The organism is Nocardia farcinica (assembly GCF_001182745.1).
Classification (GTDB): domain Bacteria; phylum Actinomycetota; class Actinomycetes; order Mycobacteriales; family Mycobacteriaceae; genus Nocardia; species Nocardia farcinica.
In genome coordinates this window covers 1,303,089-1,328,237 of sequence record NZ_LN868938.1, presented here as the reverse complement: position 1 = coordinate 1,328,237, position 25,149 = coordinate 1,303,089, and the positions used below count along the sequence as shown (strand labels likewise).

The window sequence follows — 25,149 nt, the reverse complement described above, 5'->3', positions numbered from 1 at the left end:
GGGTTGTCTGGGAAACGGCCCGGGCGGCTCAGTAGGAGGCGCCCGGTGAGCCGTCCGTGCTGGGGATGAAGGTCTGCGCCAGCTGTTCCGAACCGCGCGCGAGCAACGCGACGTCGGCGCCGACGAGGATGAAGCGGGCACCCGCCGCCGCGTACTCACGGGCGGCGGCGGGGTCGAAGGCGTTGACGCCGACGGGTTTTCCCGCGGCGGCGATACCTTCGAAGGCCCGCTTCACGGCGGCCACCACGTCGGGATGGGTCTGCTGCCCGATCAGTCCCATCGAGGCGGCCAGGTCGCTCGGGCCCACGAAAACCCCGTCCACGCCGGGGGTTTCGGCGATGGCGCGGGCGTTCTCGACGCCCTGGGCGGTTTCGATCTGCACGAACAGCGACACATGTTCGGCGTCGTCGCGCAGATAGCCCTCGACCCGGTTCCAGCGGGCCGAGCGGGCCAGGGCGCTGCCGACCCCGCGCCTGCCGACCGGGGGATACCTGGTCATCGCGGCGACGTCGGCGGCTTGCTCCGGTGTCGAGATCATCGGCACCAGGATGTTCTGGGCGCCCAGGTCGAGCACCTGTTTGACGATCACCGTCTCGCCCTCGGGCACCCGCACCACCGGCGTCGACGGGTAGCCGGACACCGCGTAGAGCTGGGCCAGTACCGATTCCAGCCCGTTGGGCGCGTGCTCCATGTCGATGAGCAGCCAGTCCAGGCCTGCCCCGGCCATGATCTCGGCGACGACGGGGGAGCCCGAGCAGATCCAGCCGCCGTAGAGGGTGCGGTCGGCGGCGGCCAGGCGATCGCGGAAGGTCGGGGTCAGACGAAGCGGCATGAGATCGTTCCCAACGGTCCGTAGTCGGCGAGCACGGTGTCACCCGGCTCGACCCACATGGGGCGGGTGAAGGAGCCGGCCAGCACGATCTCCCCGGCCTCGAGCCGGTCGCCGTGCTGGTGCAGCTTGTTCGCCAGCCACGCCACCCCGGTGGCCGGATGGTTGAGCACCGCGGCGGCGACGCCGGACTCCTCGATGGTCTCGTTGCGGTAGAGCAACGCCGAGACCCAGCGCAGATCGACCTCGCCGGGCCGCACCGGGTTGCCGCCGTAGACCAGCCCGGCGAACGCGGCGTTGTCGCTGATGGTGTCGACGATGGTGCGTCCGGCCAGCTCGATGCGCGAGGACAGGATCTCCAGCGCGGGCACCACGTACTCGGTGGCGCGCAGGACGTCGAACACCGTCACGTCCGGGCCGGTCAACGGCTCGGCGAGGACGAAGGCGAGCTCCACCTCGATGCGCACGTTGGAGAACTGGCCGTGCTCGATCACCGACCCGTTGTCGAACACCGCGTCGGCGAAGATGGCGCCGTAGTCGGGCTCGGTGATGCCGGTCGCGGCCTGCATCACCTTGCTGGTGAGCCCGATCTTGCGGCCCACCAGTTTTCGGCCCGCGGCGATCCCGCGGCGGCGCCACTCGTTCTGCACCGCGTAGGAATCCTCGATCGTCATGCCCGGGTGCCGTGCGGTGAGCAGCGGCACCGTGGTGCGGTCGCGTTCGGCCGCGGCCAGCTCGTCGGCGATCGCGGTGATGGTGTCGGCGTCCAGCGCCATCGGATGTCCTTTCCCCTGCTAGAGCTGGTGGCCCAGCTTGTATTCGCCCTTCTTCCACTCGGGCAGGTCGTCCTGGCCCTGCTCCCGGGTGTAGGAGAAGCCGTCGGCGCCGATGGTGACCTCGAGTTCACTGGATTCCTTGCGCGCCACCACCGGCTGCGGGTTGCCGTCGAGGTCGAGCACCAGCGAGGCGTCGGTGTACCAGGACGGCACCACGGGGGTGCCCCACCAGTCGCGGCGCTGGTTGTCGTGCACGTCCCAGGTGACCACGGGGTTGTCGGGGTCGCCGGTGTAGTAGTCCTGGGTGTAGATCTCGATGCGGTGGCCGTCGGGGTCGCGCAGGTACAGGTAGAAGGCGTTGGAGACGCCGTGGCGGCCGGGGCCGCGCTCGATGCGGTCCGACAGGCGCAGCGCACCGAGCTTGTCGCAGATCGCCAGGATGTTGTGCTTCTCGTGGGTGGAGAAGGCGACGTGGTGCAGGCGCGGGCCGTCGCCGCCGGTCGCGGCGGTGTCGTGCACGGTCGGCTTGCGCCGCATCCAGGCCGCGTAGGTGGTGCCCTCCTGGTCCTGGATGTCCTCGGTGACCCGGAAACCCAGGTCCTGGTAGTGCTTCACCGCGCGCGGCACGTCGGGGGTCACCTGGTTGAAGTGGTCGAGGCGGACCAGCGCGCCGGGAGTGTAGAGGTCGTAGCGCCAGGCCAGCCGCTCCACGTGGGTGGTGTCGTGGAAGAACTCGTAGGGGAAGCCCAGCGGGTCCTCCACCCGCACCGAATCGCCGATGCCCTTGGTGAAGCCCTCCGCGCGGCGCTCCACCCGGCAGCCGAGTTCGGTGTAGAAGGCCACCGCCTTGTCCAGGTCCTCGGGGCTGCGCACCCGGTAGGACAGCGCGGCCAGCGCCGCGACCGGGCCGCGCCGCAGCACCAGGTTGTGGTGGATGAACTCCTCGAGGGTGCGCAGGTAGATCGCGTCCTCGTCCTCGGCGGTGACGGTCAGGCCGAGCACGTCGACGTAGAACTCGCGGGAGGCGGCCAGATCGGTGACGACGAGTTCGGCGTAGGCGACGCGCAGGATGTCCGGCGGCGGCGCGGCCGGGGTGGGCACCGGGTTCGCCGCGGCGATGGGGGCTTCCTGGCTGACGTAGAAGCCGGAGGAGGTGAGAGTGCGTTCGCTCATCGTTGCTGCCTTGCTGTGCGGTGGTCGGGACGTGCGGTCACTTGCCGAAGGTGGGGTTGTGCACCTTGCCGAGGGTGATGTGCACGGCCTGCTGGTCGGTGTAGAAGTCGATGGAGCGGTAGCCGCCCTCGTGGCCGAGGCCGGAGGCCTTCACGCCGCCGAACGGGGTGCGCAGGTCGCGCACGTTGTTCGAGTTGAGCCAGACCATGCCCGCCTCCACCGCCTGCGAGAAGTTGTGCGCGCGCTTGAGGTCGTTGGTCCAGATGTAGGCCGCCAGACCGTATTTCACGCCGTTGGCCAGTTCGAGCGCCTCCTCCTCGGTGTCGAAGGGGGTGATGGCCACGACCGGGCCGAAGATCTCCTCCTGGAAGATCCTGGCGTCGGGCTTGACGTCGGCGAACACGGTGGGGCGCACGAAGTTGCCGGTCGGGAACTCCGCGGGCCGGTCGCCGCCGGCCACCAGCCGCGCCTCGCTCTTGCCGATCTCGATGTACTCGGTGACCTTGGCGTAGTGCTCGGGGTGCACCAGCGCGCCGACCTCGGTGGCCGGATCGTGCGGGTAGCCGACCTTCACCCGCTCGGCCTGGGCGGCGTAGCGCTCGACGAACTCGTCGTAGATCTCGCGCTGCACCAGGATGCGGCTGCCCGCGGTGCAGCGTTCCCCGTTGAGGGAGAAGACGCCGAAGATGGTGGCGTCGATGGCGGCGTCGAGATCCGCGTCGGCGAACACCACCGCGGGGGACTTGCCGCCCAGCTCCATCGACAGGCCCTTGAGGTGGGGCGCGGCGTTGGCGAAGATGATCTGGCCGGTGCGGCTCTCGCCGGTGAACGAGATCAGCGGCACCTCGGGGTGTTTCACCAGCGCGTCGCCCGCCTCCTCGCCGAGGCCGTTGACGAGGTTGAACACGCCCTGCGGCAGGCCCGCCTCCTCGAAGATGCCCGCCCACAGCGAGGCCGACAGCGGGGTGAACTCCGCGGGCTTGAGCACCACGGTGTTGCCGGTGGCCAAGGCGGGGGCCAGCTTCCAGCTCTCCAGCATGAACGGGGTGTTCCACGGCGTGATCAGGCCCGCGACGCCGATCGGCTTGCGGTTGACGTAGTTGATCTGGCGGCCGGGCACCTTGTAGGTGTCGTCGGACTGGGCCACGATCAGGTCGGCGAAGAACCGGAAGTTCTCCGCGGCGCGGCGGGCCTGGCCCAGCGCCTGGGTGATGGGCAGCCCGGAGTCGAAGCTCTCCAGTTCGGCCAGCCGGGCGTCGCGCGACTCGACCAGATCGGCGATGCGGTGCAGCACCCGGGAGCGCTCGCGCGGCAGCAACCTCGGCCACGGGCCCTCGGTGAAGGCCTTGCGGGCGGCGGCGACAGCGCGATCGATGTCGGCCTTCTTGCCCGCCGCGGCCTGCACATAGGTCTCGTTGGTGACCGGGTCGAGCACGTCGAAGGTGTCGCCGTCGACGGAGTCGACGAAGGCGCCATCGATGTAGTGCCGGATGCGGTCGGGCAACTCGGCGGGGACGTGGTGCCCTGCGCTGTCGGCCATGGGGTTCCTCCTGGGTGAGGTCGGGGAGTGGGTTCAGTCGGTGTCGCCGGTGCGGTGGGCACCGGGTTCGTACTGGCCGAGATAGGCGTTCATGGTGCGCCAGCGGTGCTGACGCGCGGCCATCTCGATCTCGAGTGGATCGGCTCGGCGGCGGATGAGGTCGAGGATGTGCTCGTGCTCGTCGACCGATTCGCGCGCCCGCTGCGGGACGAAGGCGAAGGACGAGGACCGCAGCCCGGACATGCGCGTCCAGCCGCGGTGCACCAGGTCGCGAATGTGCGGGTTCGGGCACGGCTCGAACAGCACGCTGTGGAACTGTTCGTTGATCCGGGTGAACAGGTGCGGGTCGAAGTCGTCGAGCAGCGCGCGCAGCCGGGCGTTCACCGCGGCGGCCCGGTCGAGATCGGCCTCGCTCAGGTGCGGCACCGCCAACGCGGTGGCCACCCCCTCCACCACGCCGAGAGTCTGCATGGTGTGCAGGTATTCGGCCTGATCGATCTGGGCGACCCGGGCGCCGACATTGCGTTCGAACTCGACCAGCCCCTCCGCCTCGAGCCGCCGGATGGCCTCACGCACCGGCACCACGCTCATGCCGAGGGATTCGGCGATCGAGCCGAGGACGAGCCGGTAACCCGGGACGAACCTGCGGTCGGCGATGCGGGCGTGGATCCACTCGTAGGCACGCTGGGATTTGCTCTGCGTCTCGGTCTTGTTCGGGGTCTCGGTCTTGCTCGGGGTCTCGGTCTTGCTGTGCGTCTCGGTCACAGCGACCACCGAATCATTGCTCGGCACCTCGGCGCACCTCCTCGTAGCGGGCGCGCCACTGCGCGTTCATCGGGAACAGCCCGTCGACGGGATGACCGGCGGCGACCTGCTCGGCGACCCAGGCGTCCTCGGTCTCCTGCGCCAGCGCCGCGTCGGCGACCTCCTCGGCGATGTCGGCCGGGATGACGATGACGCCGTCGTCGTCGCCGACGATCACGTCACCGGGCAGCACGGTGGCGCCGCCGCAGGCGACCGCGACGTCGACCTCCCACGGGACGTGCTTGCGCCCGAGCACCGCCGGGTGCGGGCCCTGGCTGAACACCGGGACGCCGATCTCGGCGACGGCCGCGTAGTCGCGCACACCGCCGTCGGTGACGATGCCCGCCGCGCCGCGTGCCTTGGCGCGCAGGGCGAGCACGTCGCCGAGGGTGCCCGAGCCGCGTTCGCCGCGCGCCTCGATGACGATCACCTCGCCCGGCGCGACCGCGTCGAAGGCACGCTTCTGCGCGTTGTAGCCGCCGCCGTGACTGCGGAACAGGTCTTCCCGATTCGGCACGAAGCGCAGGGTTTTCGCGGTGCCGACGAGCTTGGTGCCCGGGCGCATGGCGTGCACGCCGTCGATGGCGACGTTGTTCAGGCCGCGCTTGCGCAGCGCCTGCGACAGGCCGGCGACCGGTGCGGTCATGAGCTTCTCGCGGAGTTCGGGGGACAGGCCGGTCGTCTGCTCGGGCAGGCCCGCGGCGGCACGCGATCCCCACGCCTCCTCGCGCTGGCGATCGTCCACCGCGGGCAGCGAGCCCAGCGCGGGATCGAAATCGCCGCGGCCCTCGACGACCTCGGTCACCAGCCGTCCGCTCGTCGGCGCGCCCGCGGTGGTCGGGGCGTCCACCTCCACCTCGATCACGTCGCCGGGCCGGGCGACCGACGATCCGGCCGGGGTACCGGTCAGGATCACGTCGCCCGGTTCGAGGGTCAGATGCTGGGACAGGTCGGCGACGAACTGCGCGAGCGGGAAGATCATCCCGGCGGTGGTGTCGTCCTGCACCAATTCGCCGTTGCGCCAGGTCCGTACGCGCAGGGCGGCCGGGTCGACCGTGCGGGCGTCGATCAGGCGCGGCCCGAGCGGGGTGTAGCCGTCGCGGCCCTTGTTGCGCACATTGGAGCCCTTGTCCGCGGCGCGCAGGTCGTAGAGGCCCCAGTCGTTGGCGGCGGTCACCCAGGCGACGTGCGACCAGGCGTCGGCCAGTGCGACGTGCCGCGCCGGCGTGCCGATCACCAGGGCGACCTCACCTTCGAAGGCCAGCAACTCGGTGCCCGCGGGCCGCTCGATCGTGGCGCCGGACTCGGCGAGCGAGCTGGCGGGCTTGAAGAAGTAGGACGGCGCGGCGGGGGTGCGGCCGCGCTGTGTGGCGCGCGACGCATAGCTGAGGTGGACCGCGATGATCTTGCCCGGCACCGACGGCAGCCCTGCGACCAGGTGATTCGCGCTCGGCGCGGTCATTTCAGCTCCTTCGCCCGTTGTCATATCTCAAATCATATACGATCATTCAGGCTTCGCAAGGTCGCTTCGAGACCCACCTCACAGCGACGTCACAAAGGAGTGCGCATGTCCTCGGTTCTTCCCCAGGCCACCGACGTCGACCGCAGGCGGGTGGCACTGGCCACCGTCGTCGGTACGGCGGTGGAGTGGTACGATTACTTCGTCTATGCCGCGGCCGCCGGCCTCGTGTTCGGCACGTTGTTCTTCGAACCCGCCGGTCCCGGCTTCGGCACCATCCTGTCCTTCCTCACGGTCGGCATCAGCTTCCTGTTCCGGCCGTTGGGGGCCTTCCTCGCCGGGCACTTCGGCGACAAGGTCGGCCGCCGCCCGGTGCTGGTCACCACGCTGATCCTGATGGGCACCGCCACCGCCCTGATCGGCTTGCTGCCCACCTATGAGGCCATCGGTATCGGCGCACCGCTGCTGCTGGTACTGCTGCGCGTGCTGCAGGGCGTCTCGGCCGGTGGCGAGTGGGGCGGTGCGGTGCTGATGGCCGTCGAGCACGCGCCACGACACCGGCGCGGCCTGTTCGGCGCGATGCCCCAGATCGGTGTCCCCATCGGGCTGCTGCTGGCCAGCGCCATGATGGCGAGCATGGACGCGCTGTTCCCCGGTGAGGCGTTCCTGGACTGGGGCTGGCGCATCCCGTTCCTGTTCTCGGTGGTGCTGATCGCGGTCGGCGCCTGGGTGCGCAGGCGGGTCGAGGAGAGCCCGGTGTTCGCCGAGATCGCCGAGCGCAAGGAGCAGACCAAGGCTCCGGTGGTCGACCTGTTCGCTCGCTTCACCCCGCTGGTGCTGCTCTCGGCGCTGGTCTTCGCGGGCAACTCCACCGTCGGGTACATGACCACCGGCGGCTACATCCAGGGCTACGCCACCAACGCCGAGGGCCTGGCCCTCGACCGCGGTCCCGTGCTGTGGGCCGTGACGGCCTCGTCGGTGAGCTGGCTGCTGGCCACCTTCGCCGCGGGGTGGATCTCCGACGCCATCGGCCGCCGCGCCACCTACATCATCGGCTGGTGCCTGCAGGGTGTGTTCGTGCTGACGCTGTTCCCGCTGGTCAACACCGGTGAGGTGGTGCTGCTCGGCGCCGGGCTGGTGCTGCTGACGCTCGGCCTCGGGTTCACCTACGGCGCCCAATCGGCCTGGTACACCGAACTTTTCCCGGCCTCGGTGCGGTTCTCCGGCGTGTCGATCTCGTACGCGATCGGCTCGATCGTCGGCGGCGCCTTCGCGCCCACCATCGCCCAGTGGATCCAGCAGTCGACCGGCTCCTCGGCCAATGTCGCCTACTACCTGCTGGCGATGACCGGTGTCGGGCTGGTGGGCACGGTGCTGCTGCGCGATCGCAAGGGCATCGACCTGAGCCCGTCCAACGAGGCTCAGCAACAGACCGGCATCTACGCCTGGGAGAAGTGAGCCCGGGCGCGCCCGACGCTTGTGTGAGAGCCGGGTCACCCCGTACCATCAGGTCACTCTATATAAGAATTCGCTGTTCTATTATCGAACACTCGCCCACATGGAGTGAGGAGCACCCCGTGCAGTTCCATCACCACGGCTACGTGTCCGGTGACCCGCGCGTGCAGCCTGCCGCCGGCGTCGGCATCGACCGCCCCGCCGACCTCCCCGACGAGGTGGATGTGCTGATCGTCGGCGCGGGCCCGGCGGGCATGATCGCCGCGGCCCAGCTGGCACAGTTCCCGACCATCAACGCCCGCATCATCGACCGCCGCCCCGGCCGGCTCGAGGTCGGGCAGGCCGACGGCATCCAGGCGCGCAGCGTGGAGACCTTCCAGGCGTTCGGGTTCGCCGAGCGGATCACCGCCGAGGCCTACCGCATCACCGAGATGGCGTTCTGGAAGCCCGACCCGCAGAACCCCAGCAATATCGTGCGCACCGCCCGCACCCCCGACGACGAGACCGGGATCAGCGAGTTCCCGCACCTCATCGTCAACCAGGCGCGCGTGCTCGACTACTTCGCCGAGGCCGCCCGCAACGCCCCGGCCCGGCTCGAGCCCGACTACGGGTACGAGTTCGTGACCCTCGAGGTCGCCGAGGAGGGGGAGCGTCCCGTCACGGTGACGTTGCGGCACAGCGCGGGGGAGCGCGCCGGTCAGGAGCGCATCGTCAAGGCCAAGTACGTGATCGGTTGCGACGGCGCGCGCAGCCGGGTCCGGGAGGCCATCGGCCGCCGGTTCATCGGCAACCAGGCCAACCACGCCTGGGGCGTGATGGACGTGCTCGCCGAGACCGACTTCCCCGACATCCGTCTCAAGTGCGCCATCCAGTCGCACGACGGCGGCAGCATCCTGCACATCCCGCGCGAGGGCAACTTCCTGTTCCGCATGTACGTCGACCTCGGCGAGGTGCCCGAGGGCGACAACGGCCGGATCCGCCAGACCAGCCAGGAGGAGGTGGAGGCCCGCGCCAACAAGATCCTGCACCCGTACACGCTGACGGTGAAGCACGTCGCCTGGCGCAGTGTCTACGAGGTCGGCCACCGGGTGACCGACAAGTTCGACGACGTGCCGCCCGAGCAGTGCGGCACCCGCACGCCGCGGGTGTTCATCACCGGCGACGCCTGCCACACCCACTCGGCCAAGGCCGGGCAGGGCATGAACGTCTCGATGCAGGACGGGTGGAACATCGCCTGGAAGGTCGCGCACGTGCTCGACGGCCGGGCGCCCGAAACGATTCTGGACACCTACTCGGCCGAGCGACAGGTGATCGCGCAGAACCTGATCGACTTCGACCGGGAGTGGTCGACGCTGATGGCGACCCGGCCCGAGGAGATGGCCGACCCGAGCCAGCTCGAGGAGTTCTACGTCAAGACCGCGGAGTTTCCCGCCGGGTTCATGACGCAGTACGCGCCCTCCATGCTGGTCGCCGAGGCCAGGCACCAGGCGCTGGCGACCGGTTTCCCGGTCGGCAAGCGGTTCAAGTCGAACCTGGTCACCCGGGTCTGCGATGCCAATCCCAAGCATCTCGGCCACCACGCGCGGGCCGACGGCCGGTGGCGCATCTATGTTTTTGCCGACGCGCCCGCCGCGGGTGCGCCGTCGAAGACCACGGAGCTGGCCGAGTGGCTGGTCACCGCGCCGACCTCACCGCTGGTGGCCTACACCCCCGAGGGCGCCGACCTCGACGCCTGGTTCGACGTGAAGGTGATCTACCAGCAGGACCACACCGGCGTCGACCTGGGCGCGGTACCCGCGGTGTTCCTGCCGAAGGTCGGGCCGTTCCAGGTCACCGACTACGAGAAGGTCTACGCCGCCGACCCGGCCGACGACATCTTCACCGCGCGCGGCATCTCGCGGGACGGCGCGATCGTGGTGGTGCGCCCGGACCAGTACGTCGCCGACGTGCTGCCGCTGGACGCCACCGACGAACTGGCCGCCTTCTTCGACGGGGTGTTCGTCAAGCGGCTGAGCACCGTCTGAGCGGGTCAGCGCCCGGAGGCGGCAGCGAAGCGTCACCACGGAGGGCGCCCCGCTCAGACAAGATCGGACACCGTCTGAGCGGGTCAGCGCCCGGAGGCGGCAGCGAAGCGTCACCACGGAGGGCGCCCCGCTCAGACAAGATCGGACACCGTCTGAGCGGGTCAGCGCCCGTAGGCGGCGGCCTCACCCTCCCAGTGCCCTGACGACCGCTGCCGCCGCGGTCGTCAGACGCTGGGCGATCTCGTCTTCGGGGCGGGGGAGTGACACATGGATGACAGCGATCGAGGCGGCGGGCTGTCCCGGCGCGATGAGGGGCACCGCCACCGAGCGCAGCGAGGGCACCACCTCGTCGTGGCTCACCGCGTAACCGCGCGCCCGGCTCGCGGTGAGTTCGTCGCGCAGGTCGTCGGGCCAGGTGTCCTGCGGCAGCTCCAGCAGGATCGCCTTGCCCGGTCCGCCGCGGGTGAGCGGATGGCGGTGGCCGGGCCGGTAGGCGACCGCGACGCTCTGTTCGGGCGCCGCGCTGGTGAGGGTCACCGCCTCGTCGCCGTCGAGCCGTACGGCGAGCAGGCAGGTCATGCCCAGTTCGTTGGCGACGGCTTTGAGTTCGGGCAGCGCGGCGGCCTGCAGATCCCGGTCGACGCCGGCGGCGAGGGCGGCCAGTCCCGCCCCGAGGACGAGGCGACCGGCCGGATCGCGGGCGATCAGGCCGTGGTCTTCCAGGGTGCGCAGCAGTCGGTAGGCGACCGAGCGGTGCACGCCGAGCGCCTCGGCGAGTTCGTCGATGCTCATCGCCCGGCCCGCGGCGGCGAGGATCTCGAGCAGCCGGATACCGCGGCTGAGGGTTTGCGATCCGGCGGAGGATCCTGGTTTCTCGGGCACCCGGGCCGTACCTTTCTCTACGTTGCGCGCAATCGTGCACTCGCTGCCGAACTCGATAGTAGAATACTGAGTTCACTATTCGATCACGCGGCGCGCCAAGCACTTTCATCCGAGGAGGTGGAGGATGACCGTCGGCGACCTGGCCCCGCTGCGACACGACTGCGGACCCGATGACTCCCTGCTGGCCTGGCGCGTCCAGGTGACGGACTTCTTCCCGCCGCTGGCGATCGAACCGCTCGGTGCCCGATTCACCGGCTCGATCAGCGGTGCGCGCAGCCGGGAATTGCAGGTCACCGAGATCGTCGGGAGCGCGCATCACGTCGCCCGGCGTCCCGCGGGGCATCGGACCTCCGACGGGGAGTACTTCAAGCTCAACGTCCAGCTCGACGGGCACGGCTTCGTCCGGCAGGCCGGGAACGAGACGCGCCTCGCGCCGGGATCGATCGCGATCTACGACTTCGCCCAGCCCTACGACCTCGTCTTCGACGGCGACAGCCGGTTCCTGGTGGCGCTGTTCCCCAAGGACGCGCTCGGCCTGCCGGACGCGCTGGCCGCCGACCTGATGGCCGCGCCGCTGGCCGCCGACGACGGGACCGCGCCGCTGGTGTCGTCGTATCTGCGCAGCCTCGCCGAGAACCTCGGGTTGCTCGCCGGTCCGTCGGGGGCCAAGGTGAGCAGGGTGTTCCTCGATCTGGTCACCACCTTCCTCGGTGAGCAGCTGAACCGGCGGATCGGCTCGGCGCGCGCCGACCTCGGCACCCTGACCATGACGATCCTGCGCTACATCGACGATCACCTCGCCGACCCGGACTTGGACCCCGCGCGCCTGGCCGAGGCGCACCACATCTCGGTGCGCTACCTGCACAAACTGTTCGAACCGACCGGGGTGAGCGTGGGCCAGTGGATCCGACAGCGCAGGCTCGAGCACGCTCGCGCCGAACTCACCGGCCGCGCCGATCTGGCCGTGGCCGAGGTGGCGCACCGGTCCGGATTCGTCGATCCGGGCTATTTCGGCCGCGTGTTCAAGCAGGCCTACGGGATGACGCCGGGGCAGTGGCGCGCCAATCGTGCGCTCTCGTCATATACCAGTGCGCGATAGTCACATCCGGTCGAGTGTGACCCAGGGCATGCTCTCCAGACACCCCCTCGGTCACGGGGGAGGGCGCAACGAAGGAGACCCTGATGCCTGACGTCCAGACCGCCGACGATGCCCTGCTCGCCCGGGTGCAGGCCGATGCCGCCACCGGCCGCGCGATTCCCGACGCCGCCACCGGCGTGACCATCGGCTACGCCCCCGAGCAGACCGTCGCCGATGTCGACGCCGCCGTCGCCAGGGCGAAGGCCGCGCAGCCCGCGTGGGAAGCCCTCGGCCACGAGGAGCGCAGCAAACTCATGCTCGCCGCCGCCGACGCCATCGACGCCAACGCCGAGGCACTGGCTCGCCTGCTCTCCCGCGAGCAGGGCAAGCCCCTCGACGGCCCGAACGCCCGCTTCGAGGTCGGCGGTTGCTCGGCCTGGCTGCGCGAGGCCGCGACCGCGGTGCTCGAGCCGCAGCTGCTCGTCGACGACGAGACCGACCACGCGGTGCTGACCTATCGCGCGCTCGGCGTGGTCGGCGCGATCGGCCCGTGGAACTGGCCGCTGATGATCGGTATCTGGCAGATCGCGCCGTCGCTGCGAATGGGCAACACCGTCGTGGTCAAGCCCAGCGAGTACACGCCGCTGAGTGTGCTGGCCCTGATCGACATCCTCAACGAGGTGCTGCCGCCCGACGTGGTGATCCCGGTGGTGTCCGGCGAGCGCGAGGTCGGCGCCCGGCTGGCGAGCCACCCCGACATCGGCAAGGTGATGTTCACCGGTTCCACCGCGACCGGCCGCAAGATCGTCGAGGCCACCGGCGCCAACCTGGCCCGCCTGACTCTCGAGCTGGGCGGCAACGACGCGGGCATCGTGCTGCCCGACGTCGACCCGGCGGCCATCGCCGAGGGCCTGTTCTGGGGCGCGTTCATCAACACCGGCCAGACCTGCGCCGCGCTCAAGCGTCTCTACGTGCACGAATCGGTGTACGAGGCCGTCATCGACGCGCTGGCCACGGTGGCCGAGCAAATGCCGATGGGTTACGGCCTCGACGAGGGCACCGTGCTGGGCCCGCTGCAGAACGCCAAGCAGTTCCAGATCGTCAAGCGGCTGGTCGACGACGCGAAGGCGCGCGGCGGCCGGGTCGTGGTCGGCGGCGAGCCCGCACCGGAACTGGGCGCCAACTTCTTCCGCACCACGATCATCGCCGATCTCACCGACGGTGTCCCGCTGGTGGACGAGGAGCAGTTCGGTCCCGCGCTGCCGGTCATCAAGTACAGCGACCTCGACGAGGCCATCGCCAGCGCCAACCGGCTCGACGTCGGGCTCGGCGCGTCGGTGTGGTCCTCGGACCGCGCCGCGGCTCTGGCGGTCGCCGAACGGCTGCGCGCGGGCACGGTGTGGATCAACAAGCACGGCGTGCTGCATCCGCAGGTGCCCTTCGGCGGCGTGAAGAGCTCCGGCTACGGCCTCGAGTTCGGCGTCGAGGGCCTGAAGTCGGTGGCCGAGCCGCGGGTGATCAGCGGCTGAGGCGTCGGGCGAGGAAGTTCGGACGATGACAACGACGTCAGTGATCGTGGTCGGAGCCGGGTCGGCCGGCTCCGTGGTGGCGCGCCGCCTCGTGGACGCGGGCGTGCGCGTCACCCTGCTCGAGGCCGGCGGCGAGGACACCAACCCGGCCATCCACGACCTGTCCCGGATGGGCGAGTTGTGGCACAGCCCCGACGACTGGGACTACTACACGGTCCCGCAGCGCGGCGCGGCCGGACGCAGGCTGCACCTGCCGCGCGGCAAGGTGCTCGGCGGCTCGCACGCCCTCAACGCCACCATCTGGGTGCGCGGCGCCCCGGCCGACTACGACCACTGGGCCGAGGTCGCGGGCCCGGACTGGGCGTGGGAGAACGTGCTGCCGGTCTACCGGGCCATCGAGGACTTCTCCGGCGGCGCGTCGGAGTACCACGGTGCGGGCGGTCCGCTGCCGGTGGACAACGACTACCCGCTCGACCCGATCCACCGGTCGATCGTGGCCGCCGCGGTACAGGCGGGCATTCCGTTCAACCCCGACTACAACGGCGCGAGCCTGGAGGGAATCTCCAAGGAGCAGATCAACGTTCGCGACGGCGAGCGCGTCAACACCTGGAAGGCCTACCTCGCGCCGGTGCGCGACCGGCTGACCATCCGCACCGGCGCGCACGTGCACTCGGTGGTCATCGAGGACGGCCGCGCGATCGGCGTGCGCTATCGCCACGACGGTCAGGACGCCGAGGCGTGGGCCGACGAAGTGGTGCTGGCCGCGGGCGCGCTCGACAGCCCGCAGGTGTTGTTGCGCAGCGGAATCGGGCCTGCCGCCGACCTCGAGGCGCTCGGGATCGAGGTGGTGCGTGACGCCCCGCAGGTGGGCAAGAACCTGCACGACCACCTGCTGGTGCCGGTGATCGTGCGGACCCGACGGCCGATCCCGCCGCCGCGCACCGGCGTCTCGGTGACCCAGACGCACCTGTTCGCCAGGAGCCGCCCCGATCTGGCCGTACCCGACACCCAACCGCTGTTCTTCGCGGTGCCGATGTACAGCGAGGGCATGACGCCGATCGAGGGCAGCGCGTTCACCCTGCACTCGGGCATCGTCACCCCGGCAAGCCGGGGCTCGGTCACCCTGACCGGTCCGAAGCTCGACGATCCGGCGAACATCGACCTGGGTGCCCTCGAGCATCCGGACGACCTCGCCGCCTTCCTGTTCACCGTGCGCCAGTGCCGCGAGATCGCGGCGCAGCCCGCGCTGGCCGAGGAGTGGGGCGCCGAGGAGGTCTACCCGGGTCCGGCCGTGCACAGCGATGCCGAGTTGGTCGACTACATCCGGCGCACCGTGGTCACCTATCACCACCAGGTCGGCACCTGCCGGATGGGCGCCGACGAGGCGGCCGTGGTCGATCCGCGGCTGCGCGTCAGGGGCGTGGACGGCCTGCGGGTCGTGGACGCCTCGATCATGCCGCGCGTCACCACCGGCAACACCAACGCGCCGTCGGTGCTGATCGGTGAGTTCGGCGCGCGGTACCTACTCGCCGATCTCGGGCTCGACCGGCCCGGATTCATCGAACCGTAACGCGACGCCGACCGCCCGGAAACAGGGCGGCGGCACCGTTACTTCCTACAGACGTAGAGCCAAGGGCTCCCGTGTCGCCATATTTTCCAACACTTGTAGGACCAAAGAAGGAGTTGCCGATGCCGACCCTCACTCCCGTGCGGGTGGACCATCCCCTGGCGCTGCCGACCGCCGACGAAATCGCCGAGGTGCGGGCGATCGTCGACGGAGCCGGGCTGGTCACCGAGCACACCCGGTTCGTCTACGTCGGGCTTGCCGAACCCGACAAGTACGCCGTCTACGAGCGGCCCGGCGATCTCGACCGGCGGTTCCGCGTGCTGCTGCACGACACCCGCCGACCGAACGCGGTCGACCTGCTGGTCGGTCTCGGCACCCGGGAAGTGCTCGCGCAGCGCACACTCGACGCCGTGGTCGATGGCCAACTGCCGGTTCTCGACGAGGAATTCGGCCTCGTCGAGGAAATCCTGGCCACCGACCCGGACTGGCTGCGGGCACTCGCCGACCGCGGCCTGGATGTCGCGCAGGTGCGCGTCGCCCCGCTGTCCGCGGGCGTGTTCGACTATGAGGGGGAACACGGCCGCCGGATCCTGCGCGGGCTGGCATTTCTGCAGGAACACGACAAGGACCACGCGTGGGCGCACCCCATCGACGGTTTGGTCGCCTTCGTCGACGTGATGACGCGAGAGGTGTTGCGCGTCATCGACACGGGGCCCGTCCCGGTGCCCGCCACCTCGGGCAACTACACCGATCCCGAGGTCGTCGGCCCGCTGCGCACCACGCAGAAGCCGATCGAGATCACCCAGCCGCAGGGCCCGAGCTTCACCGTGACGGGCAACCTGGTCGAGTGGGAGAAGTGGTCGCTGCGGGTCGGTTTCGACGCCCGCGAGGGACTGGTGCTGCACCAGATCGGCTTCCGCGACGGCGACCGGGTGCGTCCGATCATCCACCGCGCGGCGATCTCGGAGATGGTGGTGCCCTATGGCGATCCCTCGCCGATCCGCTCCTGGCAGAACTACTTCGACACCGGCGAGTACCTCGTCGGGCGCTACGCCAACGCCCTGGAACTGGGCTGCGACTGCGTCGGTGACATCACCTACTTCGACGCGGTGATCGCCGACGAGGCGGGTAACCCGCGCACCCTGCGCAACGCGATCTGCATGCACGAGGAAGACTCCGGCGTGCTGTGGAAGCACACCGACCTCTGGGCCGGCTCGCACGAGGTGCGCCGCCAGCGCCGGCTGGTGATCTCCTTCTTCACCACCATCGGCAACTACGACTACGGGTTCTTCTGGTACCTCTACCTCGACGGCACCATCGAATTCGAGGCCAAGGCCACCGGCATCCCGTTCACCTCCGCCTACCCCGGCCCCGAGCACCCGTACGCGAGCGAGATCGCGCCCGGTCTCGGCGCCCCCTACCATCAGCACCTGTTCAACGCCCGCCTGGACATGATGGTCGACGGGCACCGCAACCGCGTCGACGAGGTGGAGTCCCAGCGCGTGCCGATGGGGCCGGGCAACCCGCACGGCAACGCCTTCACCCTGCGCCGCACCACCCTCGCCAGCGAGGCGCAGGCGCAGCGGACGGCCGACAACCGGGCCGGGCGCACCTGGCACATCGTCAACCCCGAGGTCACCAACGCACTCGGCAATCCGGTGGGCTATGTGCTCTACCCGGAGGGACGCGAACCGTTGCTCGCCGACGACGAATCCTCCATCGCCGGCCGCGCGGCCTTCGCCACCAAGCACCTGTGGGTCACCCGCTACGCGCCCGACGAACTCTACGCCGCAGGCGATTTCGTCAACCAGCACCACGGCGGCGCCGGTCTGCCCAGTTACGTCGCCGGTGACCGGTCGCTGGACGGCGAGGACCTGGTGGTCTGGCACTCCTTCGGGCTCACCCATTTCCCGCGGCCGGAGGACTGGCCCATCATGCCCGTCGACTACGCGGGTTTCGTCCTCAAACCGCACGGGTTCTTCGACCGCAACCCCGCGCTCGACGTGCCCGTCACCACCGCCGCGCACTGCCACAGCTCCGGCGGCTGCCATGAGTGAGGGCGGCACCCAGGGGCTGCGCGGGTCGGTCGGCGTCATCGGCGTCGTCTTCCTCGTCGTCGCGGCGGCGGCGCCGCTCACCGCGGTCGGTGGCGCGCTACCGGTGATGATCGCGCTGGGCAACGGGGCGGGCTCGCCGACGGCCTTCCTCGTCGCCGCCACGGTACTGCTGGTGTTCAGCGTCGGCTACGCGGCGATGAGCAGGCACATGGTGGACGCGGGCGCGTTCTACGCCTACGTCCGCGAGGGCATCGGCAACACCGTCGGGCTGGGCGCGGCGGGCCTGGCGCTGCTGGCCTACACCGCCATCCAGGCCGCGATCTACGGGCTGGCCTCGGCCACCCTGCACGATCTGGTGGTGCACTACGGCGGGCCCGACCTGCCGTGGTTCGTGTACGCGCTGGGATTGATCGCGGTGGTGGCCCTGCTGGGTTACCGCAACATCGAGCTCGGCGCGAAGGTGCTCGGCGTGCTGCTGGTGGTCGAGATCGGGATCATCCTGGTGTTCTCGGCCGCGGTGCTGCTGCGTGGCGGTGCGCACGGGGTCGACGCGGTGTCGTTCACTCCGTCGGCGTTCCTGGGCGGTTCGCCCGGCATCGCGTTGATGTTCGCCATCGCCTCCTTCGTCGGCTTCGAGGCCACCGCCATCTACGGCGAGGAGGCCCGCGATCCGAAGCGGGCCGTCCCGCTCTCGACCTACGCGGCGGTGCTGGTGATCGGTGTCGTGTACGCGATCGCGAGCTGGGCGATGGTGCTCGCCTTCGGCAGCGGCGAGGTGGCGGGCGCGGCCGGGGCCGACCCGTCCGGCCTGGTCTTCACCGCCGCCGAGCGGTTCCTCGGCACCGCGGCCGTGGAGATCATGCGGGTCATGTTGGTGACCAGCCTGTTCGCCGCGCTGCTGGCCTTCCACAACGCGATCTCCCGCTACCTGTACGTGCTCGCCCGCGACGGACACGGACATCCGGCGCTGGGTCGCACGCACGCGAAACACGGTTCCCCGCACCGGGGTTCGATCGCCCAGACGATCTCGGCCGTGCTGGTGGTCGGCGCGTTCGCGGCGGCGGGCGCCGACCCGGTGCTCCAGCTGTTCACCTGGTTGTCCGGGTTGGCTACGGTGTCGGTGCTGTCGCTGATGGTGTTGACCAGCATCGCGGTGATCGTGTTCTTCCACCGCTCCGGGCTCGATCGGCGGGTGTGGCACACCAGGATCGCGCCCGCACTCGGCACGGTGGGCCTGCTCGCGGTGACCGCCACGGTGCTGGCGAACTTCACGACACTCGTCGGCGGGTCGACAGCCGCGGAGGTGCTGCTCACACTGGTGGTGGCGGTGTTCGTGGCCGGCGTGCTGGCCGCCCGGCTCCGCGCCCGGCCCGCACCGGTGGGCGAGCCGGTACCCGAGCCCGGCATCTGAGGAGGCGCGACGGTGACCGGAACGCTGCACGCGGCATTGATGTGGCTCGGTGCGGTCGTGGCGCTGGTCCCCGTCGCGCTCACCGTCCGGGACGGGCCGCCCGCACCGCGAATCTTGTTGGCGCACACCGGGATGGCCGCGTGCATGGCCCTGCTGGCGGTGGGGGCGGGGTCCGGCTGGGCGGAACTGGGCGCCGCCGCGCTGGCGGCCGGTTGCGCGCTCCTGGCCACCCCGGCCTGCCGCTCCGAGCCGGGCGCGGCACACTGTGTCATCGACCTGCTGGCGATGACGTGGTTGGTGCTGGCCGCCGCACCGGCCGCCGCGGGCGCGGCCGACCTCGCCGCGGGCGGACACCGGCACGGCGGGGGAGCGGGCAATGCCACTGTGCTGGACGCACTTCCGCTGGTGATCTGGGTCGGCGCGGCATACCTGGCGGCGCGCTCGACCGCGCACGCCGGGCCCGGCCGCCGGCGCGTCCGGATCGGTTTCCTCGCCTCGCTGGCGATGGCCGCCACCATGACGCCGATGGTGCTGTGAGGCTCACTATGCTGGGCGGATGACCGCATCACGCCGCGCCGACCGGGCCTGACCATGCCCAAACTCGTCGACCACGCCGAGCGCAGGCAGGCGATCACCGCAGCGGTCTGGCGGCTCATCGCCGACCGCGGCCTCGAAGCCCTCAACATGCGCGACATCGCCGCCGAGGCCGGTTACGCCAACGGTTCGCTCAAGCACTATTTCAAGGGCAAGGACGACCTGCTGCGCTTCGCCTATCAGCACGTCTTCGACGCGACCAACCGCCGCGTCGCCGCCGCACTCGGCGAGGCCACCGGCCTGGCCGCGATCCGGCTGTTCTGCCGGGAAGTCCTGCCGGTGACGGCGGAGACGTTGCAGGAGGCCCGCATCGCGATCGCCCTGTGGCAGCGTGCCGTCTACGACGAACCCCTCGGCGCGGTGAACGAACGCGCCCTGGCCGACTGGCGCGAGCGCCTCATCGATTTCCTCGACCAGGCCCGCGACGCGGGCGAGATCACCGACGTGGACACCGTCGTCGTCGCCGACCAGATCCTCACGCTGCTCATGGGCGCCCAGATCACCGGCGTCCTCACCCCGGCCACCGCCACCCCCGACCGCCAACTCGAACTCCTCGAAGCCCTCCTCGACCGCATCCGGACGTGAGGGATGTGCGAACCCCGGCACGCGCCGAGCCGGGATTCCGGCCGCGCCCGGGCTTCACCGAGGTCTGGCGAACGCCAGGAGCCGCGCGGTGGTGTGCTGGCGGATTTCGCCGTGCTGGTTGAGGGTGTCGTAGGTCGCGGTGATGAAGCCCCGGGAGGGATCGGATCTGGACGTGCGGACGTCGGTGACTTCCAGCTCGACGTGCAGCCGGTCCCCGGGACGGGTGGGGGTGGGCCAGGTCAGGTCGATGGACGCGCCGATGATGCCGGTGGCCAACGGCAGCCCGGTCGTGACCAGCAGTCGCATGGTGATCGACGCGGTCTGCCATCCGCTGGCCGCGAGTCCGCGGAAGAAGGTGTCCTGCGCGGTGTCGTCACCCAGGTGGAAGGGCTGGGGGTCCCACGCGGTGGCGAAGTCGATGATCGCGTCGGCGGTGAGGTCGTAGGTGTCGGTGCGGAATCGGTCACCGATGGTGATGTCGTCGAGCCACAGCGCGGTATCGGTCATGGTGCCTTCCTGGTGTCACGGCATCGGGTGGTTTCGGCCGAATCGGTCCAGCTCCGGTGGTAAGTTGCAAATTGCAACGTACCCCATCGGTTCTGCCGTGGACAAGGCGGACGCTCGCGCACGGCTGGGGCGTGGCGAGTGTGGATGCGACAAGGAGGTGCCGGCTGGATGCGGGAGACGAATCTCGCCCGGATGGACTGTTCGATCGCCCGGACCGCCGAGATCATCGGCGATCGCTGGACGCTGATGATCGTGCGGTCGATGTTCGCGTTCAAGGGATTACACCGGTTCGAGGAGTTGCGGGCCGAACTCGGCGTCGCACGGAACATCCTCAGCGACCGGCTCGGGCTGCTGATCGAGCACGGAATCGTCGAGCAGCGCCCATACAGCGACCGGCCACCCCGGTACGAATACCATCTGACCGCCGCGGGCAAGGACTTGCTACCGGTCATCCTCGCGCTGCTGCGGTGGGGCGACACCCACCTGATGGGCGACGACGGCCCGCCGGTCATTCTCCAGCACACCGAATGCGGCCACGACATGGTCCCCTACCTGGCCTGCAGCCATTGCCACCAACCCGTCGCGCCCCGCACCGTCCTCGGCCGCGACGCCCCCGCACGCCCCCGACCCCCGCGAACCGCACCATGACCGCGAGTGCGCGGATTCGCGCAGGAGACCCGGATCCAGGCCGATGCAACGGCGGCCCCTACTCCGCCCGCATGGTTCGGGAGTCCGGGTCGTAGCGGAGCACGGTATCCGGGAGGAGGAAGTCACGCTTGCCGAACCGCAGGCTCGGGGTTTGGCCCACCCACCACACCGCCTGCAATGGCTTCCCATCTGCCACGAACAACGTCACGTGCGAGCTGCGGAGGTCGGGATCGGAATTCGTCGTGGGCAGGCCCGCGAAGCACGCCAGTCGGAGGTCGGCTGCCGAGTCCTTCCTCAGCTCCTCGTCGGTCGTGCGTGCGCCGATGTAGACGACTCGTTCCCACTCCGGGGACCAGCCGGCGCGGGTGGTCATCTCCACCATCGTCGCAGACGCCAGTTGCTGTTCCGCAGCTTCGTCGAAGGCCCGGACCAGATCGTTCTCGGCGCCGAGAAGCTCCGGATGACTGTGCAGGTTGAACGTCTCGCCGCTGCACGCGGCGGAAGTGTCCTTCGGGCCGCACGCGGTAATGCTCACCGCCGCCACACTGAGGGCAGCGGCGATCAGTACAGAGCGGTATCGCATCACTACTACTTCCCTTTCGGCATAGGAATTCCGGCGCCGGGCAGAATCGCGTTCTGACCGGGCACCACCGACTTGCTGAACACGATCTGCGCCGAGGACGGCGTCCCCTACTCCGCGCGCATGGTTTGCGCGGTCGGGTCGTAGCGGAGCACGGTATCCGGGAGGAGAAACTCCCGGTCACCGAAATCAAGGCTCGGGTTTCGGTCGACCCACCACACGGCCTGAACCGGTTTACCGTCAGCCAGGAATACCGTCGCGTGCGGGCTGGGCTGATCCGAATTGCTGGTCAGCGCGGGCAGGTTGGAAAAGCACGGCAGATCGAGGTCGCTTGCGGCCTTCAGTTTCAGCTGCTCGTCGGTCGTACGCGGGCCGAGATAGATGACCCGGTCCCAGGCCGTGCTCCACCCTGCGCGGCTGGTCATCTCCGCCATGGTCGTGGATTCCAACTGCTGCTCGGCGGCTTCGTCGAAAGCTCGCACGAGAGCCTTCTCGTCGCCGAGCGTGGCGGGGTGCCGATGCAGATCGAAAGTCTCGGAGGGGCAAGCCGGGGGCTCGGTGCTCATCGAGCCGCAAGCCGTGCCGCACACGGCCGCGAGGGCAAGCGCCGCCGCGAGAAGTACAGTCGGGACACGCATCGTCAGTTCCCCTTCGGCATCGGAATCCCCGCACCCGGCAGGATGACGTTCTGGCCGGGCGCGACAGAGTTGCTGAACGCGATCTGTCCGCCGTCGGGACTCGACTGGATCACGACCGCCTGGTTGTTGTCGATGGCTTCCAGAACCTTCTGCTGCAGTTCCTCGGGACTTGCATCAGGATTGTTCGCACCGATCGCGCGTCCGAGTTGGTTGTTGTAGAGATCCATCGCTTCGCGCGCCGCCGGGTTGCTGCCGATCATCTCGTGGCCGCTGGCAAAGGTGTTCGTCCAGTCCGCGCCGAACTCCTGGGTCATCCGGGCGTTCCAGTACATGTGCCGGAAAGCGTCTGCGTGGCCGTCACTGAGGGCCTTCTCGTTGGCCTTCTCCGAGAGATCGGGAAAGGCGTTTGCCGCCGCCGTGCTGGCTTCGTCTTGGATGTCGTAGAAGGTCTTCAACTTGGCCGGGCCGTCGAGACCGGAGGTGGCGAGCTGGATCAGTGCGTCTGCCTCCTCCTGGGTCATCGCCTTCGGCTGGATATCGGGCATGATCGCCCGCAGAGTCGCCAGCAACTCTCCGCTGGGGAAGATCACCGTGCGGTCCGAGGCGTCCACCTGGTTCTCACGGAGGATGCGGGCGAGATCGGGGTCGGTGGGTACTGGAACGAGCGCCTGCCGAACGGATTCGGGCAGCGTCTCGAGCACCTGCCCGATCCGGGCGTTGTACTCGAGATCTGCTGTCCAGATGTCGTACAAGGCGCCCTGGAGCGCGGCCTGGAAGTCCCGGCGTGCCTTCTCGACGGACAGTGATCTCGTCAGTCCGGTGAGGGGATTGTCGTCCACCCAGTCCATCACCGACTTCCGCGAGAACACCTGCCCGTCGTCGGTGTAGAAGAGCTGATACTCCGACTCCTGGATCTTGCGAACGGTGTCCTTGATCGTCAACGCCGCGTTGTCGAACAGTGTGGCCACCTCGGAGATGGGTGTGGTCATGGCCTGGAGCGCATCGACCGCGGCCAGTGCGTTGCGCCGGTCGGCGTCGTAGCGCGCACGCATGGCTTCGCCCGCCTCGCTGTCGAAGTAGTCGCGTGACTGCTGGACCTCGCGGTTGGCCACTTCGACATCGGTTTCGATGGTGTTGGCCAGCGAGCCCAATTCGATCGCAAGCCGATGGCCCGCACTGAGATTCCAATTCCGAACGGCGTCGATCGTGATCGGGTTCTTGTCGGTCACCGGGGTCCCGCCTGTTCGATCGACGTGGCGTTGGCGTTGTCCTGTGTCTCGAAGGCGGTGGCCGCGGTCTCGATCTCGGTCGCGACCACCCGCATCTGCTCCGCGTGGTATCGCACGATCGTGTCCAGTGCCTCGAGGGTCTCCTGGATCCGGGCGAAGGTCTGTGATTCCTCCGCGCCGTCGCGCGCGGCGTCCCGGGTGCTCTTGACCAGCGGCTGGTGACCTTCGACGATCCCGGCGCGCCACCGCAGGGTCGTCGCCAGCTCGCGCATCTCGACGGGATCGACGTTCATCGTAAGCCTCGCGAATCCTGCTGTGCGCGAACGGAATCATGAGCCGCACGCGCGGCGGTGACGGCGGCGGCGTGCGCTCGATCATGGCAGGTGGTGACCAGCTGGGCGAGCCGTTGCGGCCCCCGCTCCATCGCGAAATCGGTCAGCTGCAGGCGGGTGATCGCGCCGTAGATGTCGACTTCCATGTACACCGAGCCGTCCGGTGAACAGGCGGTCCCGCGGACGGCGTGGACCGCGGCGTCGAGTTCGGCGACGTGCCCGGCCAGTCGTTCCAGATCCTCGGTCATCGCTGCCCCGGCACCTCGGACGCCTGGGACTCCAGCACGGCGATGGCTTGTGCGACGGCGCCGCCGTGTGCGATCCGGTGCTGTTCGAGCAGGATCGCGGCCAGTCGTTCGGGGCCGTCGTCCATCGCGTAATCGGCTAAATACAGCCGCGTGATTCGGCCGACCGGATCGGTTTCGATGGCCACACTTCTGTCGCCGGCGATCGCTTCACCGCGAACCGCGGCGATCTGTCGATCCAGTTCGGTCTCGACACGCCCGGAATCCACACCCCCACCCTTCTGTATTGCGGAACGACCTGGGCCGGACGATCCGGCATCAACGTATACCGATCGGGCGAGGGCGGCAAAACGTCTGTCGCCCGCGTGTGGGTGGCACCGGACAGAGGTGTTCGGTGAGTGGGCACCCGCTGTCCGGGGCGGTGCGGTGGTGTCGCAGGATGGGCGTATGGCGATCGACCTACCGAGTGTTGCGCAGATTCGTGAGCTTCCGGCCGTGCTCGAGGGGCGGGTGAGTGCCCGGGAGATCGACGACAACGGGCACATGAACGTGCTGTACTACCTCGAGCACAACATCCGGGCGGCGGACATCCTGCTGCGGGCCGCCGGGCTCGACGAGCAGTACCGGCGGGAGCGCAGGCTCGGGCTGTTCACCACCGAGCATCACATCGCCTACTACAGCGAGCTGCGCGAGGGCGATCCGCTGACCGTGCACGCGCGGGTGCTCGAGCGGGCGGACAAGGCCGTGCACATGATGACCTTCCTCGTCGACCCGCAGCGGGAGCGGCTGTCGAACACCCTCGAGATCATGCTCGTGCACGTCGACCTCGAGCGCCGCCGGGCCGCGTCGATGCCCGAAGACCTCGCCGCGGCGGTCGACGACCTGGTCGCCGTTTCCGGCAAATTGACCTGGTCAGCGCCGGTCTGCGGGGTCATGGGCATTCGCCGCTGATTTCGTTGCGAGGTTCGTCGCGGCTCGATTATGATTGCTTTTCGCGCCCGTCGCCGAGCCACCGAAATGCTCCGGCGACAGTCGACCCGGAAGCCTGAGAGGCAGGTCGGCAACACAGACGAATCTCCCAATAGTCGGGGTTGCGGAGAGCCAACAGGACAAGTTCGCGACAGCGCCGTCGATGGACTTGCGACCGAACGGACGCGTACTGCGGTACGCCATTGTCCCGAGGCGAGTCGGTGCCACCGATGAAATC

General features: G+C 69.5%; 25 protein-coding genes. 11 read left to right on the top strand and 14 right to left on the bottom strand.

The genetic code is table 11. The features are described from left to right. Positions 1-28: 28 nt before the first annotated feature. From AMO33_RS06435 to AMO33_RS06410, 6 genes are read right to left on the bottom strand one after another with little or no spacing between them, the layout of a single operon-like run. Positions 29-832, bottom strand: coding sequence for an HpcH/HpaI aldolase family protein (locus AMO33_RS06435; RefSeq protein WP_060591215.1), 804 nt, complete (start codon positions 830-832; stop codon positions 29-31). Then, complete coding sequence (gene hpaH / locus AMO33_RS06430; protein WP_011209307.1) at positions 817-1,605, bottom strand: 2-oxo-hept-4-ene-1,7-dioate hydratase; 789 nt, start codon at positions 1,603-1,605, stop codon at positions 817-819. The genes AMO33_RS06435 and hpaH overlap by 16 nt, the downstream gene beginning before the upstream one ends. A gap of 18 nt (positions 1,606-1,623) precedes the next feature. Beyond that, complete coding sequence (hpaD, locus tag AMO33_RS06425; protein ID WP_011209308.1) at positions 1,624-2,778, bottom strand: 3,4-dihydroxyphenylacetate 2,3-dioxygenase; 1,155 nt, start codon at positions 2,776-2,778, stop codon at positions 1,624-1,626. 37 nt (positions 2,779-2,815) lie between these two features. Beyond that, the gene (hpaE, locus tag AMO33_RS06420) at positions 2,816-4,318 is read right to left on the bottom strand and encodes a 5-carboxymethyl-2-hydroxymuconate semialdehyde dehydrogenase (RefSeq protein WP_060591213.1); all 1,503 of its coding nucleotides are present in this window, start codon (positions 4,316-4,318) and stop codon (positions 2,816-2,818) included. Positions 4,319-4,351: 33 nt separating this feature from the next. Then, positions 4,352-5,083: a GntR family transcriptional regulator gene (locus AMO33_RS06415; RefSeq protein ID WP_060591211.1), complete on the bottom strand. Its 732-nt coding sequence runs from the start codon at positions 5,081-5,083 to the stop codon at positions 4,352-4,354. Positions 5,084-5,096: 13 nt separating this feature from the next. After that, positions 5,097-6,584 (bottom strand): fumarylacetoacetate hydrolase family protein, encoded by a 1,488-nt coding sequence (locus tag AMO33_RS06410; protein ID WP_107103089.1) that lies wholly within the window; start codon positions 6,582-6,584, stop codon positions 5,097-5,099. Between the two features lie 105 nt (positions 6,585-6,689). Between AMO33_RS06410 and AMO33_RS06405 the strand changes: the two genes are divergently transcribed. Then, positions 6,690-8,039, top strand: coding sequence for an MFS transporter (locus tag AMO33_RS06405; protein ID WP_060591208.1), 1,350 nt, complete (start codon positions 6,690-6,692; stop codon positions 8,037-8,039). Positions 8,040-8,158: 119 nt separating this feature from the next. Further along, on the top strand, positions 8,159-10,060 hold the full coding sequence (locus AMO33_RS06400) for an FAD-binding monooxygenase (protein WP_060591206.1): 1,902 nt from the start codon (positions 8,159-8,161) through the stop codon (positions 10,058-10,060). Positions 10,061-10,243: 183 nt separating this feature from the next. Here AMO33_RS06400 and AMO33_RS06395 read toward each other — a convergent pair whose 3' ends face one another. Continuing rightward, entirely contained in the window at positions 10,244-10,942 is a 699-nt protein-coding gene (locus AMO33_RS06395; protein ID WP_060591204.1) for an IclR family transcriptional regulator, read from the bottom strand. A 124-nt stretch (positions 10,943-11,066) separates the two neighbouring features. Between AMO33_RS06395 and AMO33_RS06390 the strand changes: the two genes are divergently transcribed. The 7 genes from AMO33_RS06390 to AMO33_RS06360 all read left to right on the top strand — a co-directional run bounded on the left by AMO33_RS06390 (position 11,067) and on the right by AMO33_RS06360 (position 19,763). Next, complete coding sequence (locus AMO33_RS06390; RefSeq protein ID WP_011209315.1) at positions 11,067-12,041, top strand: AraC-like ligand-binding domain-containing protein; 975 nt, start codon at positions 11,067-11,069, stop codon at positions 12,039-12,041. An 83-nt stretch (positions 12,042-12,124) separates the two neighbouring features. Further along, complete coding sequence (locus AMO33_RS06385) at positions 12,125-13,549, top strand: aldehyde dehydrogenase family protein (protein WP_060591202.1); 1,425 nt, start codon at positions 12,125-12,127, stop codon at positions 13,547-13,549. 25 nt (positions 13,550-13,574) lie between these two features. After that, entirely contained in the window at positions 13,575-15,119 is a 1,545-nt protein-coding gene (locus AMO33_RS06380; RefSeq protein WP_060591200.1) for a GMC family oxidoreductase, read from the top strand. Between the two features lie 119 nt (positions 15,120-15,238). Further along, the gene (locus AMO33_RS06375; protein WP_060591193.1) at positions 15,239-17,173 is read left to right on the top strand and encodes a primary-amine oxidase; all 1,935 of its coding nucleotides are present in this window, start codon (positions 15,239-15,241) and stop codon (positions 17,171-17,173) included. After that, a complete protein-coding gene (locus AMO33_RS06370; protein ID WP_060591190.1) occupies positions 17,166-18,584 on the top strand; it encodes an APC family permease in 1,419 nt (472 codons plus the stop codon). Before AMO33_RS06375 ends, AMO33_RS06370 begins: the two co-directional genes overlap by 8 nt. A gap of 12 nt (positions 18,585-18,596) precedes the next feature. Next, positions 18,597-19,121 carry a hypothetical protein gene (locus AMO33_RS30955; RefSeq protein WP_086843027.1) on the top strand — a complete coding sequence of 175 codons (525 nt, stop codon included), beginning with the start codon at positions 18,597-18,599 and terminating at the stop codon, positions 19,119-19,121. 54 nt (positions 19,122-19,175) lie between these two features. After that, positions 19,176-19,763 carry a TetR/AcrR family transcriptional regulator gene (locus tag AMO33_RS06360; RefSeq protein WP_011209321.1) on the top strand — a complete coding sequence of 196 codons (588 nt, stop codon included), beginning with the start codon at positions 19,176-19,178 and terminating at the stop codon, positions 19,761-19,763. 54 nt (positions 19,764-19,817) lie between these two features. On the opposite strand, the gene AMO33_RS06355 is transcribed toward AMO33_RS06360, so the two are convergent. Further along, complete coding sequence (locus AMO33_RS06355) at positions 19,818-20,270, bottom strand: MaoC family dehydratase (protein WP_060591186.1); 453 nt, start codon at positions 20,268-20,270, stop codon at positions 19,818-19,820. A 168-nt stretch (positions 20,271-20,438) separates the two neighbouring features. Here AMO33_RS06355 and AMO33_RS06350 point away from each other — a divergent pair, with 168 nt between their 5' ends. Beyond that, the gene (locus AMO33_RS06350) at positions 20,439-20,918 is read left to right on the top strand and encodes a winged helix-turn-helix transcriptional regulator (RefSeq protein ID WP_060591185.1); all 480 of its coding nucleotides are present in this window, start codon (positions 20,439-20,441) and stop codon (positions 20,916-20,918) included. A gap of 58 nt (positions 20,919-20,976) precedes the next feature. Here AMO33_RS06350 and AMO33_RS06345 read toward each other — a convergent pair whose 3' ends face one another. The 6 genes from AMO33_RS06345 to AMO33_RS06320 form a co-directional block, all read right to left on the bottom strand. Next, positions 20,977-21,453, bottom strand: coding sequence for a hypothetical protein (locus tag AMO33_RS06345; protein ID WP_139337494.1), 477 nt, complete (start codon positions 21,451-21,453; stop codon positions 20,977-20,979). A gap of 155 nt (positions 21,454-21,608) precedes the next feature. Beyond that, the gene (locus AMO33_RS06340) at positions 21,609-22,136 is read right to left on the bottom strand and encodes a hypothetical protein (RefSeq protein WP_060591181.1); all 528 of its coding nucleotides are present in this window, start codon (positions 22,134-22,136) and stop codon (positions 21,609-21,611) included. A gap of 2 nt (positions 22,137-22,138) precedes the next feature. Next, the gene (locus tag AMO33_RS06335) at positions 22,139-23,365 is read right to left on the bottom strand and encodes a DUF6973 domain-containing protein (protein ID WP_060591179.1); all 1,227 of its coding nucleotides are present in this window, start codon (positions 23,363-23,365) and stop codon (positions 22,139-22,141) included. Continuing rightward, entirely contained in the window at positions 23,362-23,658 is a 297-nt protein-coding gene (locus tag AMO33_RS06330) for a type VII secretion target (RefSeq protein ID WP_060591177.1), read from the bottom strand. The genes AMO33_RS06335 and AMO33_RS06330 overlap by 4 nt, the downstream gene beginning before the upstream one ends. Then, entirely contained in the window at positions 23,655-23,945 is a 291-nt protein-coding gene (locus AMO33_RS06325) for a hypothetical protein (RefSeq protein WP_011209325.1), read from the bottom strand. Before AMO33_RS06325 ends, AMO33_RS06330 begins: the two co-directional genes overlap by 4 nt. Then, positions 23,942-24,211: a hypothetical protein gene (locus AMO33_RS06320; RefSeq protein WP_060591175.1), complete on the bottom strand. Its 270-nt coding sequence runs from the start codon at positions 24,209-24,211 to the stop codon at positions 23,942-23,944. Before AMO33_RS06320 ends, AMO33_RS06325 begins: the two co-directional genes overlap by 4 nt. A gap of 178 nt (positions 24,212-24,389) precedes the next feature. Between AMO33_RS06320 and AMO33_RS06315 the strand changes: the two genes are divergently transcribed. After that, positions 24,390-24,893 (top strand): thioesterase family protein, encoded by a 504-nt coding sequence (locus AMO33_RS06315; protein WP_011209326.1) that lies wholly within the window; start codon positions 24,390-24,392, stop codon positions 24,891-24,893. The last annotated feature ends 256 nt before the right edge of the window (positions 24,894-25,149 follow it).

Excerpts from the sequence above, each read along its gene's own strand:
- AMO33_RS06435 (WP_060591215.1), bottom strand. The coding sequence starts at position 832 with ATGCCGCTTCGTCTGACCCCGACCTTCCGCGATCGCCTGGCCGCCGCC.
- hpaH (WP_011209307.1), bottom strand. The coding sequence starts at position 1,605 with ATGGCGCTGGACGCCGACACCATCACCGCGATCGCCGACGAGCTGGCC.
- hpaD (WP_011209308.1), bottom strand. The coding sequence starts at position 2,778 with ATGAGCGAACGCACTCTCACCTCCTCCGGCTTCTACGTCAGCCAGGAA.
- hpaE (WP_060591213.1), bottom strand. The coding sequence starts at position 4,318 with ATGGCCGACAGCGCAGGGCACCACGTCCCCGCCGAGTTGCCCGACCGC.
- AMO33_RS06410 (WP_107103089.1), bottom strand. The coding sequence starts at position 6,584 with ATGACCGCGCCGAGCGCGAATCACCTGGTCGCAGGGCTGCCGTCGGTG.
- AMO33_RS06405 (WP_060591208.1), top strand. The coding sequence starts at position 6,690 with ATGTCCTCGGTTCTTCCCCAGGCCACCGACGTCGACCGCAGGCGGGTG.
- AMO33_RS06390 (WP_011209315.1), top strand. The coding sequence starts at position 11,067 with ATGACCGTCGGCGACCTGGCCCCGCTGCGACACGACTGCGGACCCGAT.
- AMO33_RS06385 (WP_060591202.1), top strand. The coding sequence starts at position 12,125 with ATGCCTGACGTCCAGACCGCCGACGATGCCCTGCTCGCCCGGGTGCAG.
- AMO33_RS06380 (WP_060591200.1), top strand. The coding sequence starts at position 13,575 with ATGACAACGACGTCAGTGATCGTGGTCGGAGCCGGGTCGGCCGGCTCC.
- AMO33_RS06375 (WP_060591193.1), top strand. The coding sequence starts at position 15,239 with ATGCCGACCCTCACTCCCGTGCGGGTGGACCATCCCCTGGCGCTGCCG.
- AMO33_RS06370 (WP_060591190.1), top strand. The coding sequence starts at position 17,166 with ATGAGTGAGGGCGGCACCCAGGGGCTGCGCGGGTCGGTCGGCGTCATC.
- AMO33_RS06360 (WP_011209321.1), top strand. The coding sequence starts at position 19,176 with ATGCCCAAACTCGTCGACCACGCCGAGCGCAGGCAGGCGATCACCGCA.
- AMO33_RS06355 (WP_060591186.1), bottom strand. The coding sequence starts at position 20,270 with ATGACCGATACCGCGCTGTGGCTCGACGACATCACCATCGGTGACCGA.
- AMO33_RS06350 (WP_060591185.1), top strand. The coding sequence starts at position 20,439 with ATGCGGGAGACGAATCTCGCCCGGATGGACTGTTCGATCGCCCGGACC.
- AMO33_RS06340 (WP_060591181.1), bottom strand. The coding sequence starts at position 22,136 with ATGCGTGTCCCGACTGTACTTCTCGCGGCGGCGCTTGCCCTCGCGGCC.
- AMO33_RS06330 (WP_060591177.1), bottom strand. The coding sequence starts at position 23,658 with ATGAACGTCGATCCCGTCGAGATGCGCGAGCTGGCGACGACCCTGCGG.
- AMO33_RS06325 (WP_011209325.1), bottom strand. The coding sequence starts at position 23,945 with ATGACCGAGGATCTGGAACGACTGGCCGGGCACGTCGCCGAACTCGAC.
- AMO33_RS06315 (WP_011209326.1), top strand. The coding sequence starts at position 24,390 with ATGGCGATCGACCTACCGAGTGTTGCGCAGATTCGTGAGCTTCCGGCC.